Source organism: Lysinibacillus sp. NPDC097287 (assembly GCF_044761695.1).
In the GTDB taxonomy this organism is placed as follows: domain Bacteria; phylum Bacillota; class Bacilli; order Bacillales_A; family Planococcaceae; genus Lysinibacillus.
In genome coordinates this window covers 574,041-596,451 of record NZ_JBIWCX010000001.1, presented here as the reverse complement: position 1 = coordinate 596,451, position 22,411 = coordinate 574,041, and the positions used below count along the sequence as shown (strand labels likewise).

At 38.4% G+C, this 22,411-nt stretch carries 24 protein-coding genes; all 24 read left to right on the top strand.

The features are described 5' to 3' along the window. Window positions 1–140: 140 nt before the first annotated feature. On the top strand, window positions 141–1,301 hold the full coding sequence (gene sucC, locus ACIQ2D_RS02795; protein WP_402859020.1) for an ADP-forming succinate--CoA ligase subunit beta: 1,161 nt from the start codon (window positions 141–143) through the stop codon (window positions 1,299–1,301). 17 nt (window positions 1,302–1,318) lie between these two features. After that, entirely contained in the window at window positions 1,319–2,221 is a 903-nt protein-coding gene (sucD, locus tag ACIQ2D_RS02790) for a succinate--CoA ligase subunit alpha (protein WP_402859017.1), read from the top strand. Between the two features lie 105 nt (window positions 2,222–2,326). Further along, window positions 2,327–3,220, top strand: a complete 894-nt coding sequence (gene dprA / locus ACIQ2D_RS02785; RefSeq protein ID WP_402859015.1) for a DNA-processing protein DprA — start codon at window positions 2,327–2,329, stop codon at window positions 3,218–3,220. Window positions 3,221–3,313: 93 nt separating this feature from the next. Then, entirely contained in the window at window positions 3,314–5,392 is a 2,079-nt protein-coding gene (gene topA, locus ACIQ2D_RS02780; RefSeq protein WP_402859013.1) for a type I DNA topoisomerase, read from the top strand. Window positions 5,393–5,410: 18 nt separating this feature from the next. Continuing rightward, window positions 5,411–6,724, top strand: a complete 1,314-nt coding sequence (gene trmFO / locus ACIQ2D_RS02775) for an FADH(2)-oxidizing methylenetetrahydrofolate--tRNA-(uracil(54)-C(5))-methyltransferase TrmFO (RefSeq protein WP_402859010.1) — start codon at window positions 5,411–5,413, stop codon at window positions 6,722–6,724. A gap of 299 nt (window positions 6,725–7,023) precedes the next feature. Next, window positions 7,024–7,923, top strand: coding sequence for a tyrosine recombinase XerC (gene xerC / locus ACIQ2D_RS02770; protein ID WP_402859007.1), 900 nt, complete (start codon window positions 7,024–7,026; stop codon window positions 7,921–7,923). Window positions 7,924–7,950: 27 nt separating this feature from the next. Continuing rightward, window positions 7,951–8,496 (top strand): ATP-dependent protease subunit HslV, encoded by a 546-nt coding sequence (gene hslV, locus ACIQ2D_RS02765; RefSeq protein WP_402859004.1) that lies wholly within the window; start codon window positions 7,951–7,953, stop codon window positions 8,494–8,496. After that, entirely contained in the window at window positions 8,496–9,899 is a 1,404-nt protein-coding gene (hslU, locus tag ACIQ2D_RS02760; protein WP_402859001.1) for an ATP-dependent protease ATPase subunit HslU, read from the top strand. The genes hslV and hslU overlap by 1 nt, the downstream gene beginning before the upstream one ends. 86 nt (window positions 9,900–9,985) lie before the next feature. After that, on the top strand, window positions 9,986–10,765 hold the full coding sequence (gene codY, locus ACIQ2D_RS02755; RefSeq protein WP_402753723.1) for a GTP-sensing pleiotropic transcriptional regulator CodY: 780 nt from the start codon (window positions 9,986–9,988) through the stop codon (window positions 10,763–10,765). 352 nt (window positions 10,766–11,117) lie between these two features. Next, a complete protein-coding gene (flgB, locus tag ACIQ2D_RS02750) occupies window positions 11,118–11,510 on the top strand; it encodes a flagellar basal body rod protein FlgB (RefSeq protein WP_402858998.1) in 393 nt (130 codons plus the stop codon). A 3-nt stretch (window positions 11,511–11,513) separates the two neighbouring features. Beyond that, window positions 11,514–11,975: a flagellar basal body rod protein FlgC gene (gene flgC / locus ACIQ2D_RS02745; protein WP_402858996.1), complete on the top strand. Its 462-nt coding sequence runs from the start codon at window positions 11,514–11,516 to the stop codon at window positions 11,973–11,975. 25 nt (window positions 11,976–12,000) lie between these two features. Beyond that, window positions 12,001–12,306, top strand: a complete 306-nt coding sequence (fliE, locus tag ACIQ2D_RS02740) for a flagellar hook-basal body complex protein FliE (RefSeq protein ID WP_402858993.1) — start codon at window positions 12,001–12,003, stop codon at window positions 12,304–12,306. 77 nt (window positions 12,307–12,383) lie between these two features. Next, window positions 12,384–13,979 (top strand): flagellar basal-body MS-ring/collar protein FliF, encoded by a 1,596-nt coding sequence (fliF, locus tag ACIQ2D_RS02735; protein ID WP_402858990.1) that lies wholly within the window; start codon window positions 12,384–12,386, stop codon window positions 13,977–13,979. 15 nt (window positions 13,980–13,994) lie between these two features. After that, window positions 13,995–15,008 (top strand): flagellar motor switch protein FliG, encoded by a 1,014-nt coding sequence (gene fliG / locus ACIQ2D_RS02730; RefSeq protein WP_402753728.1) that lies wholly within the window; start codon window positions 13,995–13,997, stop codon window positions 15,006–15,008. After that, on the top strand, window positions 15,001–15,786 hold the full coding sequence (fliH, locus tag ACIQ2D_RS02725) for a flagellar assembly protein FliH (RefSeq protein WP_402858987.1): 786 nt from the start codon (window positions 15,001–15,003) through the stop codon (window positions 15,784–15,786). Before fliG ends, fliH begins: the two co-directional genes overlap by 8 nt. Before the next feature lie 5 nt (window positions 15,787–15,791). After that, entirely contained in the window at window positions 15,792–17,117 is a 1,326-nt protein-coding gene (gene fliI, locus ACIQ2D_RS02720) for a flagellar protein export ATPase FliI (protein WP_402858984.1), read from the top strand. Continuing rightward, a complete protein-coding gene (gene fliJ / locus ACIQ2D_RS02715; protein ID WP_402858981.1) occupies window positions 17,118–17,567 on the top strand; it encodes a flagellar export protein FliJ in 450 nt (149 codons plus the stop codon). Between the two features lie 25 nt (window positions 17,568–17,592). Further along, the gene (locus ACIQ2D_RS02710; RefSeq protein WP_483869741.1) at window positions 17,593–18,201 is read left to right on the top strand and encodes a MotE family protein; all 609 of its coding nucleotides are present in this window, start codon (window positions 17,593–17,595) and stop codon (window positions 18,199–18,201) included. Between the two features lie 30 nt (window positions 18,202–18,231). Further along, a complete protein-coding gene (locus ACIQ2D_RS02705) occupies window positions 18,232–19,533 on the top strand; it encodes a flagellar hook-length control protein FliK (protein ID WP_402858975.1) in 1,302 nt (433 codons plus the stop codon). A gap of 3 nt (window positions 19,534–19,536) precedes the next feature. Beyond that, on the top strand, window positions 19,537–20,223 hold the full coding sequence (gene flgD / locus ACIQ2D_RS02700; RefSeq protein ID WP_402858972.1) for a flagellar hook assembly protein FlgD: 687 nt from the start codon (window positions 19,537–19,539) through the stop codon (window positions 20,221–20,223). Between the two features lie 15 nt (window positions 20,224–20,238). Next, the gene (locus ACIQ2D_RS02695) at window positions 20,239–20,610 is read left to right on the top strand and encodes a TIGR02530 family flagellar biosynthesis protein (protein ID WP_402858969.1); all 372 of its coding nucleotides are present in this window, start codon (window positions 20,239–20,241) and stop codon (window positions 20,608–20,610) included. Window positions 20,611–20,695: 85 nt separating this feature from the next. Beyond that, entirely contained in the window at window positions 20,696–21,664 is a 969-nt protein-coding gene (locus tag ACIQ2D_RS02690) for a flagellar hook-basal body complex protein (RefSeq protein WP_402858966.1), read from the top strand. 86 nt (window positions 21,665–21,750) lie between these two features. After that, window positions 21,751–21,972, top strand: a complete 222-nt coding sequence (locus tag ACIQ2D_RS02685; protein ID WP_402858963.1) for a flagellar FlbD family protein — start codon at window positions 21,751–21,753, stop codon at window positions 21,970–21,972. Next, complete coding sequence (gene fliL, locus ACIQ2D_RS02680) at window positions 21,962–22,390, top strand: flagellar basal body-associated protein FliL (protein ID WP_402858960.1); 429 nt, start codon at window positions 21,962–21,964, stop codon at window positions 22,388–22,390. Before ACIQ2D_RS02685 ends, fliL begins: the two co-directional genes overlap by 11 nt. The last annotated feature ends 21 nt before the right edge of the window (window positions 22,391–22,411 follow it).

Below are 22,411 nucleotides of genomic sequence, written 5' to 3'. Positions count from 1 at the left end.
TGCATAAAGTACCCAGATGTGCAATAAAAGGATGCTAAAATGTTACAACATACCCAGAGTAGACTTTGTCAGAATGTTTGGTTAGAATAGACTATGTTAGTAAAATAATTCTATGTATATGTTTGATGGGAGGATTTTTAATGAATATCCACGAATATCAAGGGAAAGAAATTCTTAGGAAATATGGAGTTGCAGTACCTAATGGAAAAGTGGCTTTTTCCCCTGATGAGGCAGTAAAAGTAGCAAAGGAGCTTGGCTCTAATGTTACAGTCGTAAAGGCGCAAATTCACGCAGGTGGACGCGGTAAGGCGGGCGGCGTTAAAATCGCTAAAAACCTTGACGAGGTGCGTACTTACGCAAAAGAATTATTAGGTAAAATTTTAGTAACACATCAAACAGGTCCTGAAGGTAAAGAAGTAAAGCGACTGTACATTGAAGAAGGCTCTGACATTCAAAAAGAATATTATTTAAGTCTAGTATTAGACCGCGCGACATCTCGTGTTACGGTGATGGGTTCAGAAGAGGGCGGCATGGATATTGAAGAAGTAGCAGAAACTCATCCAGAGAAAATCTTCAAAGAAATTGTAGATCCTGTAATAGGTTTAACAAGCTTCCAAGCACGTCGAATGGCGTTTAATATGAATATTCCACCAAAACTTGTAGGGAAAGCTGTTAAATTAATGTTAGGCTTATATCAAGCATTTGTCGACAAAGATGCTTCTATCGTTGAGATTAATCCACTTGTTGTTACTGGACAAGGAGATGTAGTGGCGTTAGACGCAAAATTCAATTTCGATTCAAATGCATTATATCGACATAAAGATATCGTAGAATTACGTGACTTCGATGAAGAAGATCCAAAAGAAATCGAAGCATCAAAATATGACCTTAGCTATATTTCACTGGATGGTAATATTGGCTGTATGGTAAATGGTGCTGGTTTAGCAATGGCAACAATGGATACGATTAGTTACTATGGCGGCACTCCCGCTAACTTCCTAGACGTTGGTGGCGGCGCGACAGCTGAAAAAGTAACAGAAGCATTTAAAATTATTTTATCTGACCCTAATGTAAAAGGGATCTTTGTCAACATTTTTGGTGGTATTATGAAATGCGATATTATTGCTGAAGGTGTTGTTACAGCAGCAAAAGAAATCGGTTTAGAAGTACCACTAGTTGTGCGCTTAGAAGGTACGAATGTAGATTTAGGAAAAGATATTTTAAATGCATCTGGCTTAAATATTGTTGCGGCAGATTCAATGGCTGATGGCGCACAAAAAATTGTGAAACTAGTAGGCTAAGGAAGGCAGGGAGTATAATGGCTGTATTTATTAACAAAGATACAAAAGTAATTGTACAAGGAATCACGGGTGAAACTGCTCTATTCCATACAAAGCAAATGTTAGACTACGGTACACAAATCGTAGCGGGGGTAACTCCAGGTAAAGGTGGTCTTGAAATTGAGGGCGTACCAGTATTCAATACAGTAGCAGATGCAGTAGCGGCAACAGGTGCGACTGTATCAGTTATTTATGTACCTGCACCATTTGCAGCAGATGCAATTTTAGAAGCTGTTGATGCGGAGTTAGAATTAACAATTTGTATTACGGAGCATATCCCTGTTCTTGATATGGTGAAAGTGAAACGTTATATGGAAGGTAAGAAAACGCGCCTAGTTGGACCAAACTGTCCAGGTGTTATTACTGCTGATGAATGTAAGATTGGTATTATGCCAGGTTATATTCATACAAAAGGCCATGTAGGTGTTGTATCTCGTTCAGGGACACTAACTTACGAGGCTGTGCATCAATTAACACAGGAAGGTATTGGTCAAACAACAGCAGTTGGTATTGGTGGTGACCCAGTAAATGGGACAAACTTCATCGATGCATTGGAAGCGTTTAATAACGACCCAGAAACATATGCAGTTGTCATGATTGGCGAAATCGGTGGTACAGCTGAAGAAGAAGCGGCTGAATGGATTAAGGCAAATATGACAAAACCAGTAGTTGGCTTTATTGGCGGTCAAACAGCTCCTCCAGGAAAACGAATGGGTCACGCAGGTGCCATTATTTCTGGTGGTAAAGGAACGGCTGCTGAAAAAATTAAAGCGATGAATGCTGCTGGAATAGAAGTAGCACCAACACCATCTGTTATTGGTGAAACGTTAATTAAAGTTATTAAAGAAAAAGGGCTATACGAAAAATGTAAAACCCATTAAAATGGAAGATGTAGCACATGGGTGCTACATCTTTTTTCTATTGTTGTCGTGAAATGAAACATGCGGTCATTTAATTTCTTCTATATTAAATAAGGAGGTTTTTAAATGATTTTTTCAGTTGATGTACACAAGCTATTAGCATTACATTATGTTTATCCTTTGACACTTCAAAAACTTCAGCAATTACTATCCCCGGTAGATGTCTTAAGTTATTTTGATCAAGCGCAACCGAGTGAAATCGCGAGGGCTTTGCAAATCCCACTTCCAAAAGCCGTCCAGCTTCAAAAAGGCTTTCAGCGTGCAAATTGTTTGTCGCTTGAAGAGGCATATTCTAGTGCAGATATTTATCCCATTCCTTTTAATCACTCTTTATATCCAGTGCATTTATTTGAATTACCAAGCCCACCTACTGTATTGTATGTAAAAGGTCAGTATTCACTGTTAGGTGGCAAACATATCGCTATTATCGGTTCTAGGAAAGCGACAGGCTACACGAAGACGGTGATGGACGTAATTGTTCCACCACTTGTTGAACATGAATATACGGTCGTGAGCGGGCTTGCAAGAGGTGCGGATACACTAGCGCATGAAGCGACGATGAAATACGGTGGTAAGACAATTGCTGTACTTGGACATGGCTTCCATCATCTATATCCAAGAGAAAACAAGATGCTTGCCGAAAAGATGGCAGAAGAGCAGTTGCTCATTACAGAGTATCCACCATATATGAAACCTGAAAAATGGCATTTCCCAATGCGTAATCGTATCATTAGCGGCTTATCGAGTGCTTTAGTAGTGACGGAAGCGGCACTAAGGAGTGGTACACTCATTACGACAGAATGTGCTCTTGAACAAGGAAAAGATGTGTTCGTAGTACCAGGACCAATCGATTCAGAGCAGTCAAAAGGAACTAATAAACTACTCTTAGAAGGTGCGATTCCTGTATGCAATGGTTATCAAATCGTTGATATACTGGAACTGTTTTCTAGTAAAAGTTGAAAAAAAGTTGCATTATCTTAAAAACTGTTATACATTTTGCAACAGGTAACTTAAAAAAAATTAGCAATGAACCTCGCTAAGGGGGAGACATAGATGGCGGATTATTTAGTGATTGTAGAATCACCAGCAAAAGCAAAAACAATTGAACGTTATTTAGGGAAAAAATACAAAGTGAAAGCATCGGTGGGGCATGTTCGTGACCTTCCACGCAGCCAAATGGGTATTGATACTGAAAATAACTATGAACCAAAATATATTACAATTCGCGGAAAAGGACCTGTATTACAGGAACTAAAGTCTGCGGCTAAAAAAGTGAAGAAAATTTATCTAGCGGCCGATCCAGACCGCGAGGGAGAGGCAATTGCCTGGCACCTTGCGACTGCGTTAAATATTGATATTGAATCAGATTGTCGTGTTGTATTCAATGAGATTACGAAAGATGCGATATTAGAATCATTTAAACATCCTCGTTCTATTAATATGGATTTAGTAGATGCGCAACAAGCTCGTCGTATGTTAGACCGACTAGTAGGCTACAATATTAGCCCGATTCTTTGGAAAAAGGTGAAAAAAGGCTTGTCAGCGGGACGTGTACAATCAGTTGCACTACGTATGATTATCGATCGCGAAAATGAAATTAAAAACTTCCAACCTGAAGAATATTGGACGATTGAAGGTTCATTTGAAAAAGGTAAAAAGGCATTTGACGCACTGTACTATGGTGATGGCAAAGAAAAAATTAAATTAACGAATGAAGACCAAGTAAAGGCGATATTAAAAAACGTAAAAGGTACAGAGTTTAATGTTGCTAATGTCACGAAGAAGGAACGCAAACGTAACGCAGCACCTGCTTTTACAACCTCTTCACTTCAACAAGAAGCAGCGCGTAAATTAAACTTCCGTGCAAAGAAAACAATGATGCTTGCACAACAACTTTACGAAGGTATCGATATTGGTAAAAAAGAAGGTACAGTTGGGTTAATTACGTATATGCGTACAGACTCTACACGTATTTCAGAAACGGCTAAAACAGAAGCGGTTTCTTATATCGAAACAAAGTATGGTAAAGAATATATTGCAACAGAAGTAAAGCAAGCAAAAAAAGCTTCGAATGCACAAGATGCCCATGAAGCAATTCGTCCGACAAGCACAATGCGTACGCCAGATGAACTAAAAACGGTGCTAAGCCGCGATCAATTGCGCCTGTACCGTTTAATTTGGGAGCGATTTATTGCAAGTCAAATGGCACCAGCTGTATTAGATACAGTTGCAGTTGATTTACAAAATGGTGATGTTTTATTCCGTGCAAACGGTTCACAAGTGAAATTTGCAGGGTTTATGAAATTGTATATCGAAGGTACAGATGACCAAACTGAAGAAACAACAAAGCTACTTCCTGAAATGGAGATTGGCGATAAAGTAAAGTCACTTGATATTGAGCCGAAGCAACATTTCACACAGCCACCACCACGTTTTTCAGAAGCACGATTAGTGAAAACGATGGAAGAAATAGGTATCGGTCGACCATCAACGTATGCACCGACGTTAGATACATTACAACGCCGTGGCTATGTTGTTTTAGATGCTAAACGTTTCATGCCGACTGAGCTAGGTGAAATTGTGCATCAACTTGTACTTGAATTTTTCCCTGACATTATCAATATCGAGTTTACTGCAAAGATGGAACAAGATCTTGATGATGTTGAAGAAGGTAGTCGTAAATGGGTAGAAGTTATTGATGACTTCTATAAAGACTTCGAAGTACATGTGAAGCATGCTGATGCTGAAATGGAAAAAGTCGTGATTAAAGATGAACCAGCGGGTGAGGATTGCGAAAAATGTGGTTCTCCAATGGTCTATAAATTAGGTCGTTACGGGAAATTCATGGCTTGTTCAAACTTCCCTGATTGCCGCAATACAAAAGCAATCATGAAACCAATTGGAGTAAAATGTCCATCTTGTGAAAATGGCGAGATTGTGGAACGTAAAAGTAAAACAAAGCGTTTATTCTATGGTTGCAATCAATATCCTGAATGTGAATTTGTATCATGGGATAAGCCAATTAGTAGACCGTGTCCGAAATGTAGTGAATTATTAGTAGAGAAAAAATTGAAAAAAGGTGTTCAAATTCAGTGTACAAAATGTGACTATGAAGAAACACCAACACAATGATAGAAAGATGGTAAGAACATGACTGAAAAAATAGTAAACGTAATTGGAGCTGGACTTGCAGGAAGTGAAGCTGCATGGCAAATTGCAAAGCGTGGCGTAAAGGTTCGCTTATATGAAATGCGTCCAGTAAAGCAAACACCAGCTCACCATACAGATAAATTTGCAGAGTTGGTATGCTCTAATTCACTTCGCGCAAATACATTAACAAATGCTGTTGGTGTCATTAAGGAAGAAATGCGCACATTAGATTCTGTGATTTTAAAGGCTGCAGATGCATGTTCAGTGCCTGCAGGTGGCGCACTTGCAGTAGACCGACATGAGTTTGCTGGTTATGTAACAGAAGCGGTGAAAAATCATCCGCTTGTAGAAGTAATCCATGAAGAAGTAACTGAAATCCCAGAAGGTATTACAATTATTGCAACAGGTCCACTTACGTCTAAAGCCTTAGCAGAAAAAATTCAAGGGTTAACAGGTCTTGATTATTTATATTTCTATGATGCAGCGGCGCCAATTATTGAAAAAGATAGCATCGATATGGACAAAGTATATTTAAAATCTCGTTATGATAAAGGGGAAGCGGCATATTTAAACTGTCCGATGACAAAAGAAGAGTTTGACCGTTTCCGCACCGCATTAATCGAAGCTGAAGTTGTGCCATTAAAAGAATTCGAAAAAGAAATTTATTTCGAAGGCTGTATGCCAATCGAAGTAATGGCAGCTCGTGGCGAAAAAACAATGTTATTCGGTCCGATGAAGCCAGTTGGGTTAGAAGATCCTAAAACAGGCAAACGTCCATATGCAGTTGTTCAATTACGCCAAGATGATGCAGCCGGTACACTTTACAATATAGTAGGTTTCCAAACGCATTTAAAATGGGGACCACAAAAAGAAGTATTGCAGTTAATTCCTGGTTTAGAAAATGTAGAGATCGTTCGATACGGTGTAATGCATCGTAATACGTTCATTAACTCACCAAAAGTGTTAGAAAAAACATATCAGTTACGTGAAAATAAAAATATTTTCTTTGCGGGTCAAATGACTGGTGTAGAAGGCTACGTGGAATCTGCAGGTAGTGGTTTAATCGCGGGGATTAATGCAGCTCGTTTAGCACTTGGACAAGAGTTATTAATCTTCCCATTTGAAACGGCTTTAGGAAGCATGGCGCGTTATATTACAGAAGCACAATCGAAAAACTTCCAACCGATGAATGTAAACTTCGGTATTTTCCCAGAATTACCACCTGGACGTCGTTCAAAACCAGAACGAGCAGAAATGCATGCAACACGCGCTTTAGAATCAATTCGAAATTTTGTGAATTCACAGACAATTTAATTGCAAAAAGCCTCTGAAAGTTGATATACTTTTAGAGGCTTTTTGTTTTTCTAAATGCGTAAAGTACTTACTTACACGGAATTTACTATTTTATATGATGTTTTTCTCAAAATATAATGGTTTTTACTTGCTATATTACGTATATAGGTATAGTGTCAATATGTATGTTTTTTGGCGAGTATTGTAGAAAATATTATGGAGATTTGTTATGAGTGACAGACGTCATTCGTGATAAAATCTTGATGCCATGTTTTACTTGAGTGAAGTTTGCGAATAATCACATTGGTGGTGAATGTTCCATGTTAGTTTCGTCCCAACAAGCACTTGAACAGTTTATGCTCTATATTCAAGTGGAGAAAAACTTTTCTGTTCATACAGTGCGAGAATATGAATCGGACTTATTAGATTTTTTAGCGTTCCTGCAAGCAGAGAATGTTAATGATTTAGCAAGTGTTGAGTATATACATGCGCGTATTTATGTAACAAAATTGTACGATGAAATGAAAGCTAGGTCTTCAGTTTCAAGGAAGATTTCATCGATTCGTTCTTTTTTTCGTTTTTTAAACAAACAGTATGGATTGGATGATGCGGCATTTCGTTCGCTTTATCATCCTAAAAAGGAATCTAGGTTACCAAGCTTTTTCTATGAAGAGGAATTATCACAGCTTTTTGAAGCAAACATAGGAAGGGACTTGAAATCACTGCGCAATATGGCGATTTTAGAATTACTCTATGCAACAGGCATTCGTGTAAGTGAGTTAACAACAATTACAATGAAGGATGTTGATTTTCATTATTCGATCGTTCGTGTAATGGGAAAAGGACGAAAAGAGCGTATAATTCCGTTTGGGCAGTACGCGAGCGAGGCAATGATGGATTACATAGAGCAAGCACGACCGATGCTTATGAAAAATACAAATCATTTGCAATTATTTGTCAATATGCGTGGTGGGGAACTTACACCTCGAGGCGTACGTTATATTTTAAATGAAATGATTGAAAATGCATCACTTCATACGAAGATATATCCACATATGTTGCGTCATACATTTGCAACCCACTTACTAAATAATGGTGCGGATTTGCGAACGGTGCAAGAGTTACTGGGTCATGCGCACTTATCTTCAACGCAAGTTTATACACATGTTACGAAGGAACATCTTCGCCAAACATATATGAATGCTCATCCACGAGCATAGGAATAGAGGCTAAGGAGGACAAGACGAATGGGACAAATTCATGCGACTACGATATTCGCGATTCATCATAATGGTGGTTGTGCGATGGCTGGTGATGGGCAAGTGACTTTAGGGAATGCTGTTGTTATGAAGAGCACTGCTAGAAAGGTCAGACGTCTGTTTAATGGTCAGGTGCTAGCTGGGTTTGCAGGTTCAGTAGCCGATGCTTTCACACTTTTTGAAATGTTCGAAGCGAAACTCAATGAATATAACGGGAATTTACAACGTGCTGCAGTCGAAGTAGCAAAACAATGGCGAGGCGATAAAATGTTACGCCAACTCGAGGCTATGTTACTTGTTATGGATAAAAGTACACTGTTACTTGTATCAGGAACAGGTGAAGTCATAGAGCCTGATGATGGTATTATAGCGATTGGTTCAGGTGGGAACTATGCATTATCTGCCGGTCGTGCACTGAAAAAACATGCTGGGAATACAATGGCAGCTCATGAAATCGCAAAAGCAGCCCTTGAGACAGCAGCTGAAATTTGTGTGTTTACGAATCATAATATTATCGTGGAGGCGCTTGACTAATGACAAAACAAAATTTAACACCAAGACAAATTGCTGAGCATTTGGATCGTTATATTGTCGGACAAAATGAAGCGAAACGAGCTGTGGCGATTGCGCTCAGAAATCGTTATCGTCGTTCACTATTAAGTGACGAAATGAAGGCTGAAGTTAATCCGAAAAATATTTTAATGATTGGACCAACTGGTGTTGGGAAAACTGAAATTGCGAGAAGGATCGCAAAACTAACGAATGCGCCATTTGTTAAAGTGGAAGCAACGAAGTTTACAGAAGTAGGTTATGTTGGTCGTGATGTAGAGTCAATGGTGCGTGATTTGGTTGAGTCATCTCATCGCCTTGTAAAAGAGGAAAAGATGGAATCTGTACAAGAACAAGCTGAAGAGCTAGCGAATGCTGCGATTGTGAAACTGCTTGTACCATCTTTACGAAAAAAACAAGCGATGCAAAACCCTTTTGAAATGTTGTTTGGTGGCGGGAAAGAACAGCCAACTTACGAAGATTCGTCTTCTGAAGAAACTGAAGTACGTTCGAAACGTGCTCAAATTGCAATCGATTTACGTAACGGTAAATTAGAAGAGGAATGGGTGACTGTTGAAGTAACCGAACAAACTCCTTCTATTTTCGATGCATTACAAGGTACGGGTATGGATATGTCAGGGAATAGTGGCATGCAAGATATGCTATCAAGCCTGATGCCGAAAAAACAAAAGAAACGCCGTGTCCAAGTAAAGGATGCACGACGTATTTTAACCATTGAAGAAGCAAATAAATTGATTGATTCGGATGAAGTGGCGCAAGAGGCAATTAATCGAGCGGAACAGTCAGGTATTATTTTTATCGATGAAATCGATAAAGTCGCGAGCAAAAATGATCACTCTTCTGCAGGTGTATCTCGTGAAGGTGTACAAAGAGATATTTTACCAATTGTAGAAGGCTCTACGGTAACAACGAAGTATGGTGCTGTGAAAACGGATTATATGCTGTTTATCGCTGCGGGTGCATTTCATATGTCTAAACCTTCAGACTTGATACCAGAGTTACAAGGACGTTTCCCTATCCGTGTCGAGCTCGAAAAGTTAACGAAACAAGATTTTGTACGGATTTTACAAGAACCAGATCAATCACTTATTTTGCAATATCAAGCTTTATTAGCAACTGAGGGTGTGGAAATTGAGTTTGCACAAGATGCAATTGAGCGCATTGCGGAAATTGCAACAGAAGTAAACCAAGAAACTGATAATATTGGTGCGCGTCGTTTGCATACGATATTAGAACGTTTACTTGAAGAATTATCCTTTGAAGCATCTGAAATTTCACCAGCCCATATTGCGATTACAGCAGCATATGTAGATCGTAAATTAGCTGGAATCGTCAAGAATAAAGATTTGTCACAGTTTATTTTGTAGATAAGTCTGTTTAAGATCAATCGATTGTGGAAACCTTTAGAATATTAAGTAAATACTCTTCAGGCTATATATAGGAGGAACAAATAATGAATTTATTAGAAAAAACACGTAAAATTAACTCGATGCTTCAAGCATCTGCTGGTAAACCAGTAAACTTTAAAGAAATGGCTGATACTTTAGGGGATACTATTGATAGCAATGTATATATTGTAAGCCGTAAAGGTAAACTTTTAGGCATCTCTATTCATCAACAAATTGAAAATGAACGTATGAAAAAAATGTTTGAAGAGCGTCAATTCCCAGAAGAATATACACATAACTTATTTACAATTACAGAAACATCGTCAAATTTAGACATTAACAACCCTCACACTGCATTCCCGGTAGAGAATAAAGAGATCTTCCAAAATGCTGTAACTACAATTGTACCAATCGTTGGTGGTGGTGAGCGTTTGGGTACATTAATCCTTGCACGTGTATCTGCTCAATTCGAAGATGATGATTTAATTTTAGCTGAATACGGTGCAACTGTAGTTGGTATGGAGATTTTACGTGAAAAATCAGAGGAAATCGAAGAGGAAGCACGTAGTAAAGCTGTTGTACAAATGGCAATTAACTCACTTTCTTACAGTGAATTAGAAGCAATCGAACATATTTTTGAGGAGCTTGATGGTACTGAAGGTTTACTTGTAGCTTCTAAAATTGCAGACCGAGTTGGAATTACACGTTCAGTTATCGTAAATGCATTACGTAAACTAGAGTCAGCTGGTGTAATTGAATCACGCTCACTAGGAATGAAAGGTACTTACATTAAAGTACTTAATGATAAATTTTTAAACGCATTAGCTGAAATTAAAATGAAGTAAGTAATTATATAAGATGTAAAAGGTAGGTTCCATTTCGGTGGAACCTATTTTTTTTTAACTGGAAACTGTGTCGGATTAGGTAAATGTAAAGCATTGTGAAGGTTCTGTGACTTTTATAGTAAACACTATATATTAGGTGTTTTCCTAGAGAAAAAGGATGAAATACAGCGAAATCAGGATTGAAAATTGGTAAGAATGATTTGTCCCGGATTATTTTAGAAAAAAATAGGGCGGATATACTATTAGAAAATGACAAAAGACAATAGACACTAGGTAGCATCTTAATTACAATTGTATTATTGAATAGACAACGTATTTAATAGATTGAAATAAAAAAAGAGGTGAATGGTTTTTGAATTTATTTGGAGGAACTATTAGTAGCCTGGAAAATGGACTTTCCTATGCAACACTAAATCAGAAAACAATTGCAAATAATATTGCGAATGTCGATACGCCTAATTACAAGGCGAAAGATGTAAGTTTTAAGAATATGTTGGAAGAAGAGCAGCGCAGTTCAATTTCCGCATATCGAACTGACGAAAGACATTACGACTTTTCTATTACACAATCCACACCAGGCGTTAGCAATATCGACAATTTACGATATCGAAACAATGGTAATGCTGTAGACATGGATGCTCAACAAGCGAAAATGGCAGAAAATCAGATTTACTATAATGCTCTAATTGATCGTGTGAATGGCAAGTTGAATACATTAAATACAGTTTTTAAGGGAGGTAAGTAATAAATGTCGATTTTTCACGGAATGAATACCACAGCTTCGGCATTAACGGCTCAACGTTTACGAATGGATGTTATTTCGTCAAATATGGCGAATGTTGACACAACTCGCGCGAAACAAGTTAATGGCGAGTGGGTTCCATACCAACGCAAATCAGTGACACTTTCTGCACAAGAAGGGGGATTTTCAAAATTCCTAAATGTCGCAATGGGCTCAAATTCAAAAAGTGCTGTAGGGAACGGTGTTAAAGTAACAGAAATAAAAGATGATACAGAAACTCCTTTCAAACTTGTATATGATCCGACACATCCAGATGCAAATGAAGATGGCTATGTCAATATGCCGAATGTAGATCCATTAAAAGAAATGGTCGACTTAATGTCTGCCACACGATCATATGAAGCAAATGTGACTGTGTTTAATGCAAATAAAGCGATGTTAACAAAAGCATTAGAAATCGGTAAATAATACAATTAAGAAAGGATGATACATAATGACGATTTCGTCCGTTTCACTAATGACACCTACTCAGGTAGTAAATGAAACAAACAAATTAAATTCGACACCTTATGAAGCGCAGCAAAGTTTTGCTAATTCATTAAAAGATGCTATTGCGAAGGTGAATGATCAGCAAATAGCTTCTGACAATGCTACTCAAAAGCTAATAAATGGCGGAGATATAGAGTTGCATGAGGTTATGATTGCGTCACAAAAAGCAAGTATTACATTAAATGCAACAATTGAAGTTCGCAATAAGGTGATTGAAGCTTACCAAGAAATAATGCGTATGAGTGTCTAACTTTATTTAGCGGGTAAGTACACTGTTAGCGCGAATTATTGATTGCTAGGTTATTCACTATAACCGGAGGATTCATAATGAATGAACGACTGACGAGAATGAAAACCGACGCCAGCCAATTTTGGACAAGTCGGAGTAAAAAACAAAAGGGTGCAATAATTGGTACAGTAGTCGGCGTTATATTACTTGCTGCTGTCATTACTTTTTTTGTAACCCGTACTACATATGTAACTCTATATAAGGATTTGTCAACGAGAGAGATTGGACAAGTGAAAGAAGCACTTGATGCACAAGGCGTGCCATATGAAATTGCGCCAGGTGGGACATCTATTTTAGTACCCGACCAACAAGTGGATTCACTTCTTGTACAGCTAGCTTCAGAAGGATACCCACAAACAGGGTCGATTGATTATTCATTTGCCAACAGCTCAGGCTTTGGTATGACAGATAATGAATTTAATGTTTTGAAGCTGGCATCTACTCAAACGGAGTTAGAAAAATTAATAAAAAACCTTGAAGGTGTTAAAGACGCAAAGGTTATGATTACACAACCTGAAAAAGGTGTATTCGTAACAGACGTTACGGAAGATGCAAGTGCATCCATTGTGCTTAACACGGATCCAGGTTATAAATTTACAGAACAACAAATCTCAACAATGTATAATTTAGTGTCGAAAAGTATTCCAAATTTAAGCACTGATAATATCGTGATTTCTAACCAATTCTCTGAGTACTTTGACTTAAATGCTGCAACAGCAGATGCATCATCAACAACGACAGCGGCAGGTCAGTTACAGATGAAAAAAACTGTAGAACGTGATTTGCAACGCCAAGTACAAAATATGCTAGGCACATTAATGGGACAAGACAAGGTTCTAGTTTCTGTGACAACAGATATTGACTTTAAAAAAGAAAATCGTGAAGAAAATCTTGTAAGCCCGGTAGATGAAGAAAATGGGGAAGGCATTGCAATTAGCACCCAACGTATTTCGGAAACGTATTCAGGTACAGGTGCAGGTGCCGCTACAGGTACACCTGAAGCTGAAACAAATACAGATAATTTCACAACGTATAACGAAGGTACAGCGGGTGACGGAGAATACGAAAAAACGGAAGAGACAATCAATAACGATGTCAACCGAATTCGTAAAGATATTCAAGAAGCACCTTATAAAATACAAGATATCGGCATTCAAGTAATAGTGGAACCACCTACTGCAGGTGATGCAGCAACATTACCTGATGGTGTGCGTGAAGATATCGAGAAAATTTTAAGTACAATCGTTCGTACAACGATTTCAAAAGATGTATCAGATGATTTAACACAGGAAGAAATTGATGAAAAGGTAGCTGTTTCAATCCAACCGTTATATGGAAAAGCAACAGAAGTGGCTAACGAAAAATCAGTTATTCCTTGGTGGGTTTGGGTAGTTGGCGGTATTTTATTAGCTGTCATTCTATTACTAGCATTCTTCATAGTACGTTCACGTAAGCGAGCGAAGGAAGAAGAAGAACTTAGCATTCTTGAAGAACAAGAAGAGCTTATTGTCGATGACATTAATGAGGAAATTGAAACGGAAGCTACAGTACGCCGTAAACAGCTTGAAAAAATGGCTAAAGATAAGCCAGATGATTTTGCGAAGTTACTGCGTAGTTGGATTGCGGAAGACTAACTAGGAGGTTCGGCTGTGTCCAAGAAAGATAAGGAATTGACCGGAAAACAAAAGGCCGCACTCTTGTTAATTTCACTAGGGCCTGAGGTTTCTGCTTCTGTCTATAAACATTTATCTGAAGAAGAAATTGAACGTTTAACGTTAGAGATTTCGGGTGTTAAAAAGGTAGAAGCGAATGTAAAAGAAGAAATTATTGAAGAATTCCATAATATTGCTCTTGCGCAAGATTATATTACGCAAGGTGGTATTGGCTATGCAAAAACAGTTTTAGAAAAAGCGTTAGGGGTGGAGCAAGCTCAAACGATTATTAATCGTTTGACATCTTCTCTACAAGTAAGACCATTTGATTTTGCAAGAAGAGCAGACCCGTCACAAATTTTTAACTTTATTCAAAACGAGCATCCACAAACAATCGCGCTTATTCTATCTTATTTAGAAGCAGGACAAGCGGGTGTCATCTTGTCTTCCTTACCACAAGAAGTACAAGCTGATATTGCGAAACGTATTGCAATGATGGAATCAACTTCTCCAGAAGTAATCAGCGAAATCGAATCTGTATTAGAACGCAAGTTATCATCTACTGTGACGCAAGATTACACAGAAACTGGTGGCATTGATGCAGTGGTGGAAGTGTTAAATGGTGTTGACCGTCAAACAGAAAAAACAATTCTCGATGCACTCGAAATCCAAGATCCAGAGCTTGCAGAAGAAATCAAAAAACGTATGTTTGTATTTGAAGATATCGTAACTCTCGACAATCGTTCGATTCAGCGTGTAATTCGTGATTGCGAAAATGAAGACCTACTTCTTTCTATGAAAGTGTCGAGTGAAGAAGTAAAAGACATTATTTTCCGCAATATGTCACAACGTATGGCTGAAACGTTTAGAGAAGAGATGGAAATTATGGGACCTGTGCGTCTACGTGATGTAGAGGAAGCACAATCACGAATTGTTGCTGTTATTCGTCGCCTAGAGGACGCTGGTGAGATTATCATCGCTCGTGGTGGAGGAGATGACGTAATTGTCTAGAATTATTCGTTCCATCTATACACAGTCTACTGACGATAACGTTAAAGAGATAAAGATCCGTGATATGTTTGAAGTACCCGAAATAGAGGATGATGAAACCTCTGAAATACAAATTACATTAGAAGAAGTGCTCGCAGAGCGTGACCGTATACTTGCGGAGGCAAGAACATCGTTAGAAATGGAACGTGAATCATTTGAACAGGACAAGCAAAAGCATTTTCAAGAAATTGAGCAATTGAAACTTTCCTGGGAAGAAGAGCGACCTATTCGTGTCCAAGAGTCTTATGATGAGGGTTTTGGTCAAGGCTATGAGGATGGCAACAACAAAGCGACAGAGGCTATGGCAGCGTCGTTACAAATAGCGAACGATGTTATTGTACAAGCACAAGAAAATGCAAGAAAATACATCGAAGATCAAGAAGCAGTCATTTTAGAACTTGGGTTAACGGCGGCAGAACGTATTTTAGGCACTTCATTGGAGCGAAATGATGACTTATTTGTTTCAATCGTGAGAAGAGGTTTAAAAGAGGCACGTGAGATGAAGGAAATAAAAATCTATGTATCGCCAACCTATCATGCACTCATTACTACAAACCGTGATGAATTAGCAGAAATGTTCCCGACAGATGTTCCGTTTATGATATTTGTAGATGAAGATTTAGAAAATGATACTGATTGCTTTATCGAAACAAATCATGGGCGTATCGTTGTTAGTATCGATGAACAACTTAATGAACTAAGATTAAAGTTAAGTGAAATATTAGAAAGTAAGGAATGATCTAGATGAAAACGGCTCAATTAATCGAACAAATTCCTAATATACCAACTTTTAAAAAGTTTGGTAGAGTAACGAGAGTTGTCGGCTTGATGATTGAGTCGCAAGGTCCAGATAGTTCCATTGGAGACGTTTGTAAGATACATGTGGATACTGTGAAAAATGGGCGACAAATTATTTTGGCAGAGGTAGTAGGCTTTAAGGATGAAATAGTGGTGTTAATGCCATTTACATCTTTGCGCGAAATCTCAATTGGTTGCTTAGTAGAAGGTACTGGTGCTCCACTTGAGGTAAAGGTAGGGCCTGAATTAATTGGGAAAGTGCTCGATTCAATGGGTAATCCAATCGACGGAACGCTTTTACCAAAGGGGTTAATGACGGTACCGACCGAGCAGGATCCGCCAAATCCGTTAACACGACCACCAATTAACGAAAGACTAGAAGTGGGTGTAAAAGCCATAGACGGGATGTTAACGGTTGGTAATGGTCAACGTGTTGGTATCTTTGCCGGCTCAGGGGTTGGTAAAAGTACTTTACTTGGTATGATTGCACGCAATACACAAGCAGATTTAAACGTTATTGCACTAGTCGGAGAGCGTGGGCGTGAGGTAAGAGAATTTATCGAACGAGATTTAGGACCAGAGGGCTTAAGTCGTTCAATTGTTGTAGCAGCTACTTCAGATCAGCCCGCGTTAATGAGGATTAAAGGGGCATTTACAGCTACAGCTATCGCAGAGTATTTTAGAAATCGTGGACTCAATGTTATGCTCATGATGGACTCCGTGACACGTGTTGCAATGGCCCAACGAGAAATTGGACTCGCTACTGGTGAACCACCTGCACAAAAGGGTTATACACCATCTGTATTTGCCATTCTACCTAAGCTTCTAGAGCGTACTGGTACGAATGAAAAAGGTTCAATCACGGCTTTCTACACTGTCTTAGTAGATGGTGACGATATGAATGAACCAATTGCGGATACTGTACGAGGAATTTTAGATGGACATATCGTGCTAGACCGAAATCTTGCAAATAAAGGACAGTACCCAGCGATAAACGTTTTGAAAAGTGTCAGTCGTCTAATGAATCATGTAGCAGAGCCTGCACATAAACAAGCTGCAGAGCGCTTACGTGAGTTGTATTATACATATGACAAGTCCGAAGATTTAATTAATATTGGTGCATATAAACGTGGTACATCGAAAGAAATCGATGAAGCAATTTATTATGAACCACTCATTACTTCTTATTTAAAGCAAGGGTATTTGGATAAAGTAACACTTGAAGAAAGTAAGAACGAGTTAATCACATTATCGAACGGTGGTGGCAAATAGATGGTTCTATACCAATATCGATTTGAAAAAGTACTAACCATCCGTGAGCAAGAAAAGAATGAAACGGAAATTGCTTATAAAGAGTCTGTCCGTTCATTCGAAGAAGTAGCAAATAAACTTTATGAATTGCTAAAAAAGAAAGAGAACTTAACAGAATATCGACAAGAGCGATTAGCTGTAGGCTCATCTATTGAAGAAATTAATCATTACGCTCGTTTCATTGATAGCTTGGAAAAAACGATTGCTGATGTACAACAAAAAGTCGTACAAGCTCGTGCGAAAATGAACTGGCATGAAGAAAAATTATTAGAAAAAAACTTGGAAGTACGTAAATTTGAAAAAATGCGTGAAAAAGATTTTAAAGCATATCAACAAGAGGAAGACCGTGTTGAAAACATTTTTTTAGACGAGATTTCATCACTTACGTATTACAAGAAAGAAATCAGGTGATTTCATGGCAAAAAATGAAAATCGTATTGCGAAAAAAGATAATCGAATTGCAAAAGAAGTAGTGGAACAACAACCAAAGCGCAAGTCTGGTATTTTTCTGAAGTTGTTTGCGTGGGTATTAATACCAGTTATGTTTGTCGTAGCAATTTTACTTGTTGTTTCAACGCTATTAAATACAAATGTCTTTGATTTAGGACAGAAGGCTGTGGAAAGCTTACCGTTCGTAGAGTCGGAGAAAGATAAGGCAATAGAAGCAGTAGCTAGTAACGATTCGAAAGTTGTAGGTTTAAAAGCCGAAATTCAAGAGAAAGAGGCTGAAATTTCACAACTACAAAAAAAGCTGGATTCAACAGCTACTGAAAAAGAACAGCTAATCATTGAGCAAGAGAAATTACTCTTTGAAATTGAAAAATTAAAAAGAGAACAAGAAGATGTGAAACGAGATTTCAGTGATATTTTATCAACATTTGACAAAATGTCAGCTAAAGCATCGGCGCAAGTGCTCATCAAAATGAGCGATGCGGAAGCGCTTCGTATTTTGACGAATCTTAAGCCAGATAAATTAGCGGCAATATTAGAGAAAATGGAACCACAAGATGCGGCAAAATATACTGAAATGATGTCTAAGCAATAAAAAAGTTTTTATAAAAAGGAGGTGAAAAACATGAATATAGGAATGATGCAAATGATGTCAGCAAAAACGGTAACACCAAAATCATCTGCTCCTGTGGCAACGTCAAATACGAATAAGAGTCCCACTCCACAAGTGGATGCCACAAATCGGAAAGATAGTATGTCGAAATTTGGTTCTGTATTTGATAAGGTCATCTCGTCCGCAAATCAGACTAACCAAACGACACAGCAAGCTAATGTACAGGACGAAGCAGGATTAGAGGAGTTAGCAGAACTATTAAATGTGGAGTCTCTCGAAGAACTACTTGATTTACTAAATATTCCACATGATGATGGATTATTAATGCTTCAAGTAGGAGAAGACGGTAAAGCGGTTGCTATTGACGAAATGTTAAACCTTGAGGATTTAATGGCTGCACTTAATATCGACGCAGAGCAATTACTGCAAGTTGTCCAACAATTATTAGGTGAGGATCAACAGGCAAGCGATGTATGGGAATTGCTTGCACTAGTAGATGAACAAGCTCCATTATTACAAGCACAAATTGTTTCTGCATTACAAGGGGAAGAACAAGTAACGCCTAAAGAAGTGAATCAATTATTACAGTTGTTGAAGCTAGCTGAGTTAATGAGTCAAAAAGCGGATTTAACAGCTCCACAAGAAAATTTACTAACAACGGCGAAAAATTTCCTTGCGACAATGCAAACACAGGTCGAAACAATTTTAACTGCGCAGCAAGTAACAACAAAAACAACTGTGACATTACCGTTACAAGGCTTTCAACAAGTAGTTACGCAAGCAGTACAAACAACACAACAAACTGATACAAGTGCAAACGAAGTCGTAACAGCAAATACTGTGCAAACAAAGCCAGATACATTCCAAGTGACGTTGCCAACAGCAAAACCGGCACAATCTGAAGCTTTACTAAAAGAGATGCAAGCAATTATTAATAAAGCACAAATCTCAAATGCGCAAGGTATTACACGCTTAACATTGAAACTGTATCCTGAAAATCTTGGGACAATTCGAATCGAGCTTGTGCAAAATGATGGTGTATTAACAGCAAGATTACTTGCGTCAACATCACACGGCCGTGAGTTACTTGATAGTCAATCACAACAGTTAAAATTAGCTTTTGCACAGCAAAATATCCAACTAGATCGACTTGATATTGCCCAATCATTACAAGATGCTGATCGTCAGCAACGTGATCAAAACTTCTTCAATAACTTCTTTAAGCAACAGCAGCAAGAAGAGCAAGATAATAAGCATGATGAAGAAGAAGAAACAATGTCATTTAGTGACTATTTAATAAACGAGGAGGTGTAGACAATGCCAGATACTACAACAACGGGTACAAAAGTAACGGACGATCTTTACTATTCGAACTATCAGAAGCCAACAAAGCAAACTGGTAATAGTGAACTTGGTAAAGACGCATTCCTACAATTGTTAATTACACAATTGCAAAACCAAGACCCAACAAACCCGATGGATGACCGTGAATTTATCGCACAAATGGCGCAGTTCTCATCACTAGAGCAAATGCAAAATATGACAAAAGCGATGGAGTCATTACTAGCCTCTCAACAGCAAACTCAGCTCATGAGCTACACAACATTCGTTGGTAAAGAAGTGAAGTGGCATGAAGTGACAGAAAAACTGGATGAAGCGGGTAAACCAATTGTAGCGGAAGGCCAAGGAGTCATCGAATCATTGAAGTTTGTGGAGGGTGATGTGGTATTCGTATTAGCTGATGGTAAGGAAATTAACCCTGGAAATATTTCAGCCATTTTAGGTGGTGCAGAAAGCAGTACAGGCGATGGTTCAACTATTGATAAAGAACCGCCATTAGTTCAAGCAAGTATGCTGATTGGGAAAACAGTAACTTATAAAGATGGTGAACAGGAAGTACAAGGGCGTATCGCTTCTGTTTCAAATAAAGACGGCGTTATCTATTATATACTTGATAACGGAAATAAGTTAACAGGCAAGGACTTTACTGTAGTTAGCGAATAAAGGCGGAGGATAAAGATGGACAAATTTGCAATTCATCGTGTGCCATTGCAGCCACTTATCCGTCAAACGCAACCGACACCTATAAAGTCTCAACATTCGTTTTTAACGCATTTACAAGAAGCGACGAAGCAGCAAGAGCTGAAAGTGAGTAAACATGCGAATGAACGTATAGTGGAGCGTAATATTACTATATCTGAGCAAGAATGGCAAATAGTCTCGGACAAGGTGTTTGAGGCACGCCAAAAGGGTGTTAATCAACCATTAGTCTTGATGGATCAAGCGGCTTTAATTGTCAGTGCAAAAAATGCGACTGTCATTACAGCAATGGACCGCACGGAAGCAAAACAACAACTGTTTACAAATATTGACGGCACGATTGTGCTATAAGGCTGGACCTTCTGAAGTAAGGAAGCCTATGTGTTGCTGAATGAAAGAAGCACACAATTCAAAATTGAAGGGAGAACGACAACTTATGTTACGTTCTATGTATTCAGGAATTTCAGGAATGAAAAACTTCCAAACGAAACTTGACGTTATCGGTAACAATATCGCAAACGTTAATACTCATGGCTTTAAAAAGGGGCGTGTAATTTTTAAAGACATTATGTCTCAAACTAGTGCAGGTGCCTCTTTACCAACGGCTACTCGAGGTGGTACGAATGCTATACAGGTAGGGTTGGGTTCAACGTTAGCTGCGATTGATACAGTGCATGGCAGTGGTTCTCGCCAAACGACGGATCGCCCACTTGACCTTGCGATACAAGGTGATGGCTTCTTCTTAGTTGCGGATGGAACAGCAGCGGATGATGATGGGATTATTCAGGAGACTGGTGAAGATGCATTTAGTAACATTTTGTACACACGTTCTGGTAATTTTTACATGGATAAGAATGGTTATATAGTTAACGCTGAAGGTAAGTACCTTGTTGGAGTAAGAGCAGATGAATATGCAGATGTTGCAGATGACGAGGGAATTACACTAGAAGAGAAACCAAATGTTGCAGGTGACGAGGGTGCTAATTTAATGGATGAAGATGGTGTATTAGCACCGGATGAAGGTGAGATAGGCACAATCCGTATTCCTACAACTGCTAAAGAGCTAAGTATAGGAGCAGATGGTACGATCTCGTATGTGGATTTGAATGGTGAATTAAAATTTGCGGGTCAAATAATCATGGCAAAATTCCCTAATGCTGGTGGTCTTCAAAAATCAGGTAGTAACTATTACCAAGTTACTGCGAACTCAGGTGCTCCTTATGCTCAAGTAGCAACAGTTGCTGGTATGGGAACAATCACACCAGGCGCTCTTGAAATGTCTAATGTTGACTTATCTGAAGAATTCACAGAAATGATCGTAGCTCAACGTGGTTTCCAATCAAATACACGTATCATTACAACATCAGATGAAATTCTACAAGAATTAGTAAACTTAAAACGATAATTTTTTTCTTGTAACATAGTACACCAAATTCAATAATATGAGGGAGGGTCGGGCCGGCTCTCAAGCATAGACCCGGCCCTATTTCAATGATTGAACTAACACGTTTAAATGGAAAAGCGTTCACCTTGAATGCTTTATACATAGAAACCGTCGAATCATTTCCAGATACAACTATTACGTTGACGACGGGCACGAAGGTCATTGTTTTACAGAGTGAGGATGAGGTGCGACAAAAGGTATCAGCCTTTTATAAAAATATACAAGTATTATCAAACCCGCATCTACGAGGTGAAGAAGATGAAGAATAATAAATTGTTAACGATTTTGCTTATTTTACTAGTGTTGATTACACTAGTAGGGGTAGTTCTTTTTGTATTATTTACACAGTTTAATAAGCCGGCAGCATCACTTGAACCATCTATTGAAGAAGTTGTTGTAACACTTGTAGATGTTCCGGAAATTATGACCAATCTTGCTGATAAACGAGTTGTGAAAATGAAGCTGAAAATCCAAACAACAAGTGAGGATGCTGCAGCGGAGTTAGTACAACGTGAGTTCCAAACGAATGACATCGTTATTGAAGAACTTTCAGAAATGACTCAAGAGGATTTAGAGGGCAAACAAGGAAAGCAAATGTTTAAAAAGACATTAAAAACAAAATTAAATGAATTGATGCAAGAAGGAGAAATTCAGGAAATCTATTTTACCTCCTTCGTTACTTCATAAAACAGAAACAGCTTGAAATGG

Excerpts from the sequence above, each read along its gene's own strand:
- sucC (WP_402859020.1), top strand. The coding sequence starts at position 141 with ATGAATATCCACGAATATCAAGGGAAAGAAATTCTTAGGAAATATGGA.
- sucD (WP_402859017.1), top strand. The coding sequence starts at position 1,319 with ATGGCTGTATTTATTAACAAAGATACAAAAGTAATTGTACAAGGAATC.
- dprA (WP_402859015.1), top strand. The coding sequence starts at position 2,327 with ATGATTTTTTCAGTTGATGTACACAAGCTATTAGCATTACATTATGTT.
- topA (WP_402859013.1), top strand. The coding sequence starts at position 3,314 with ATGGCGGATTATTTAGTGATTGTAGAATCACCAGCAAAAGCAAAAACA.
- trmFO (WP_402859010.1), top strand. The coding sequence starts at position 5,411 with ATGACTGAAAAAATAGTAAACGTAATTGGAGCTGGACTTGCAGGAAGT.
- xerC (WP_402859007.1), top strand. The coding sequence starts at position 7,024 with ATGTTAGTTTCGTCCCAACAAGCACTTGAACAGTTTATGCTCTATATT.
- hslV (WP_402859004.1), top strand. The coding sequence starts at position 7,951 with ATGGGACAAATTCATGCGACTACGATATTCGCGATTCATCATAATGGT.
- hslU (WP_402859001.1), top strand. The coding sequence starts at position 8,496 with ATGACAAAACAAAATTTAACACCAAGACAAATTGCTGAGCATTTGGAT.
- codY (WP_402753723.1), top strand. The coding sequence starts at position 9,986 with ATGAATTTATTAGAAAAAACACGTAAAATTAACTCGATGCTTCAAGCA.
- flgC (WP_402858996.1), top strand. The coding sequence starts at position 11,514 with ATGTCGATTTTTCACGGAATGAATACCACAGCTTCGGCATTAACGGCT.
- fliE (WP_402858993.1), top strand. The coding sequence starts at position 12,001 with ATGACGATTTCGTCCGTTTCACTAATGACACCTACTCAGGTAGTAAAT.
- fliF (WP_402858990.1), top strand. The coding sequence starts at position 12,384 with ATGAATGAACGACTGACGAGAATGAAAACCGACGCCAGCCAATTTTGG.
- fliI (WP_402858984.1), top strand. The coding sequence starts at position 15,792 with ATGAAAACGGCTCAATTAATCGAACAAATTCCTAATATACCAACTTTT.
- fliJ (WP_402858981.1), top strand. The coding sequence starts at position 17,118 with ATGGTTCTATACCAATATCGATTTGAAAAAGTACTAACCATCCGTGAG.
- ACIQ2D_RS02705 (WP_402858975.1), top strand. The coding sequence starts at position 18,232 with ATGAATATAGGAATGATGCAAATGATGTCAGCAAAAACGGTAACACCA.
- flgD (WP_402858972.1), top strand. The coding sequence starts at position 19,537 with ATGCCAGATACTACAACAACGGGTACAAAAGTAACGGACGATCTTTAC.
- ACIQ2D_RS02695 (WP_402858969.1), top strand. The coding sequence starts at position 20,239 with ATGGACAAATTTGCAATTCATCGTGTGCCATTGCAGCCACTTATCCGT.
- ACIQ2D_RS02690 (WP_402858966.1), top strand. The coding sequence starts at position 20,696 with ATGTTACGTTCTATGTATTCAGGAATTTCAGGAATGAAAAACTTCCAA.
- ACIQ2D_RS02685 (WP_402858963.1), top strand. The coding sequence starts at position 21,751 with ATGATTGAACTAACACGTTTAAATGGAAAAGCGTTCACCTTGAATGCT.
- fliL (WP_402858960.1), top strand. The coding sequence starts at position 21,962 with ATGAAGAATAATAAATTGTTAACGATTTTGCTTATTTTACTAGTGTTG.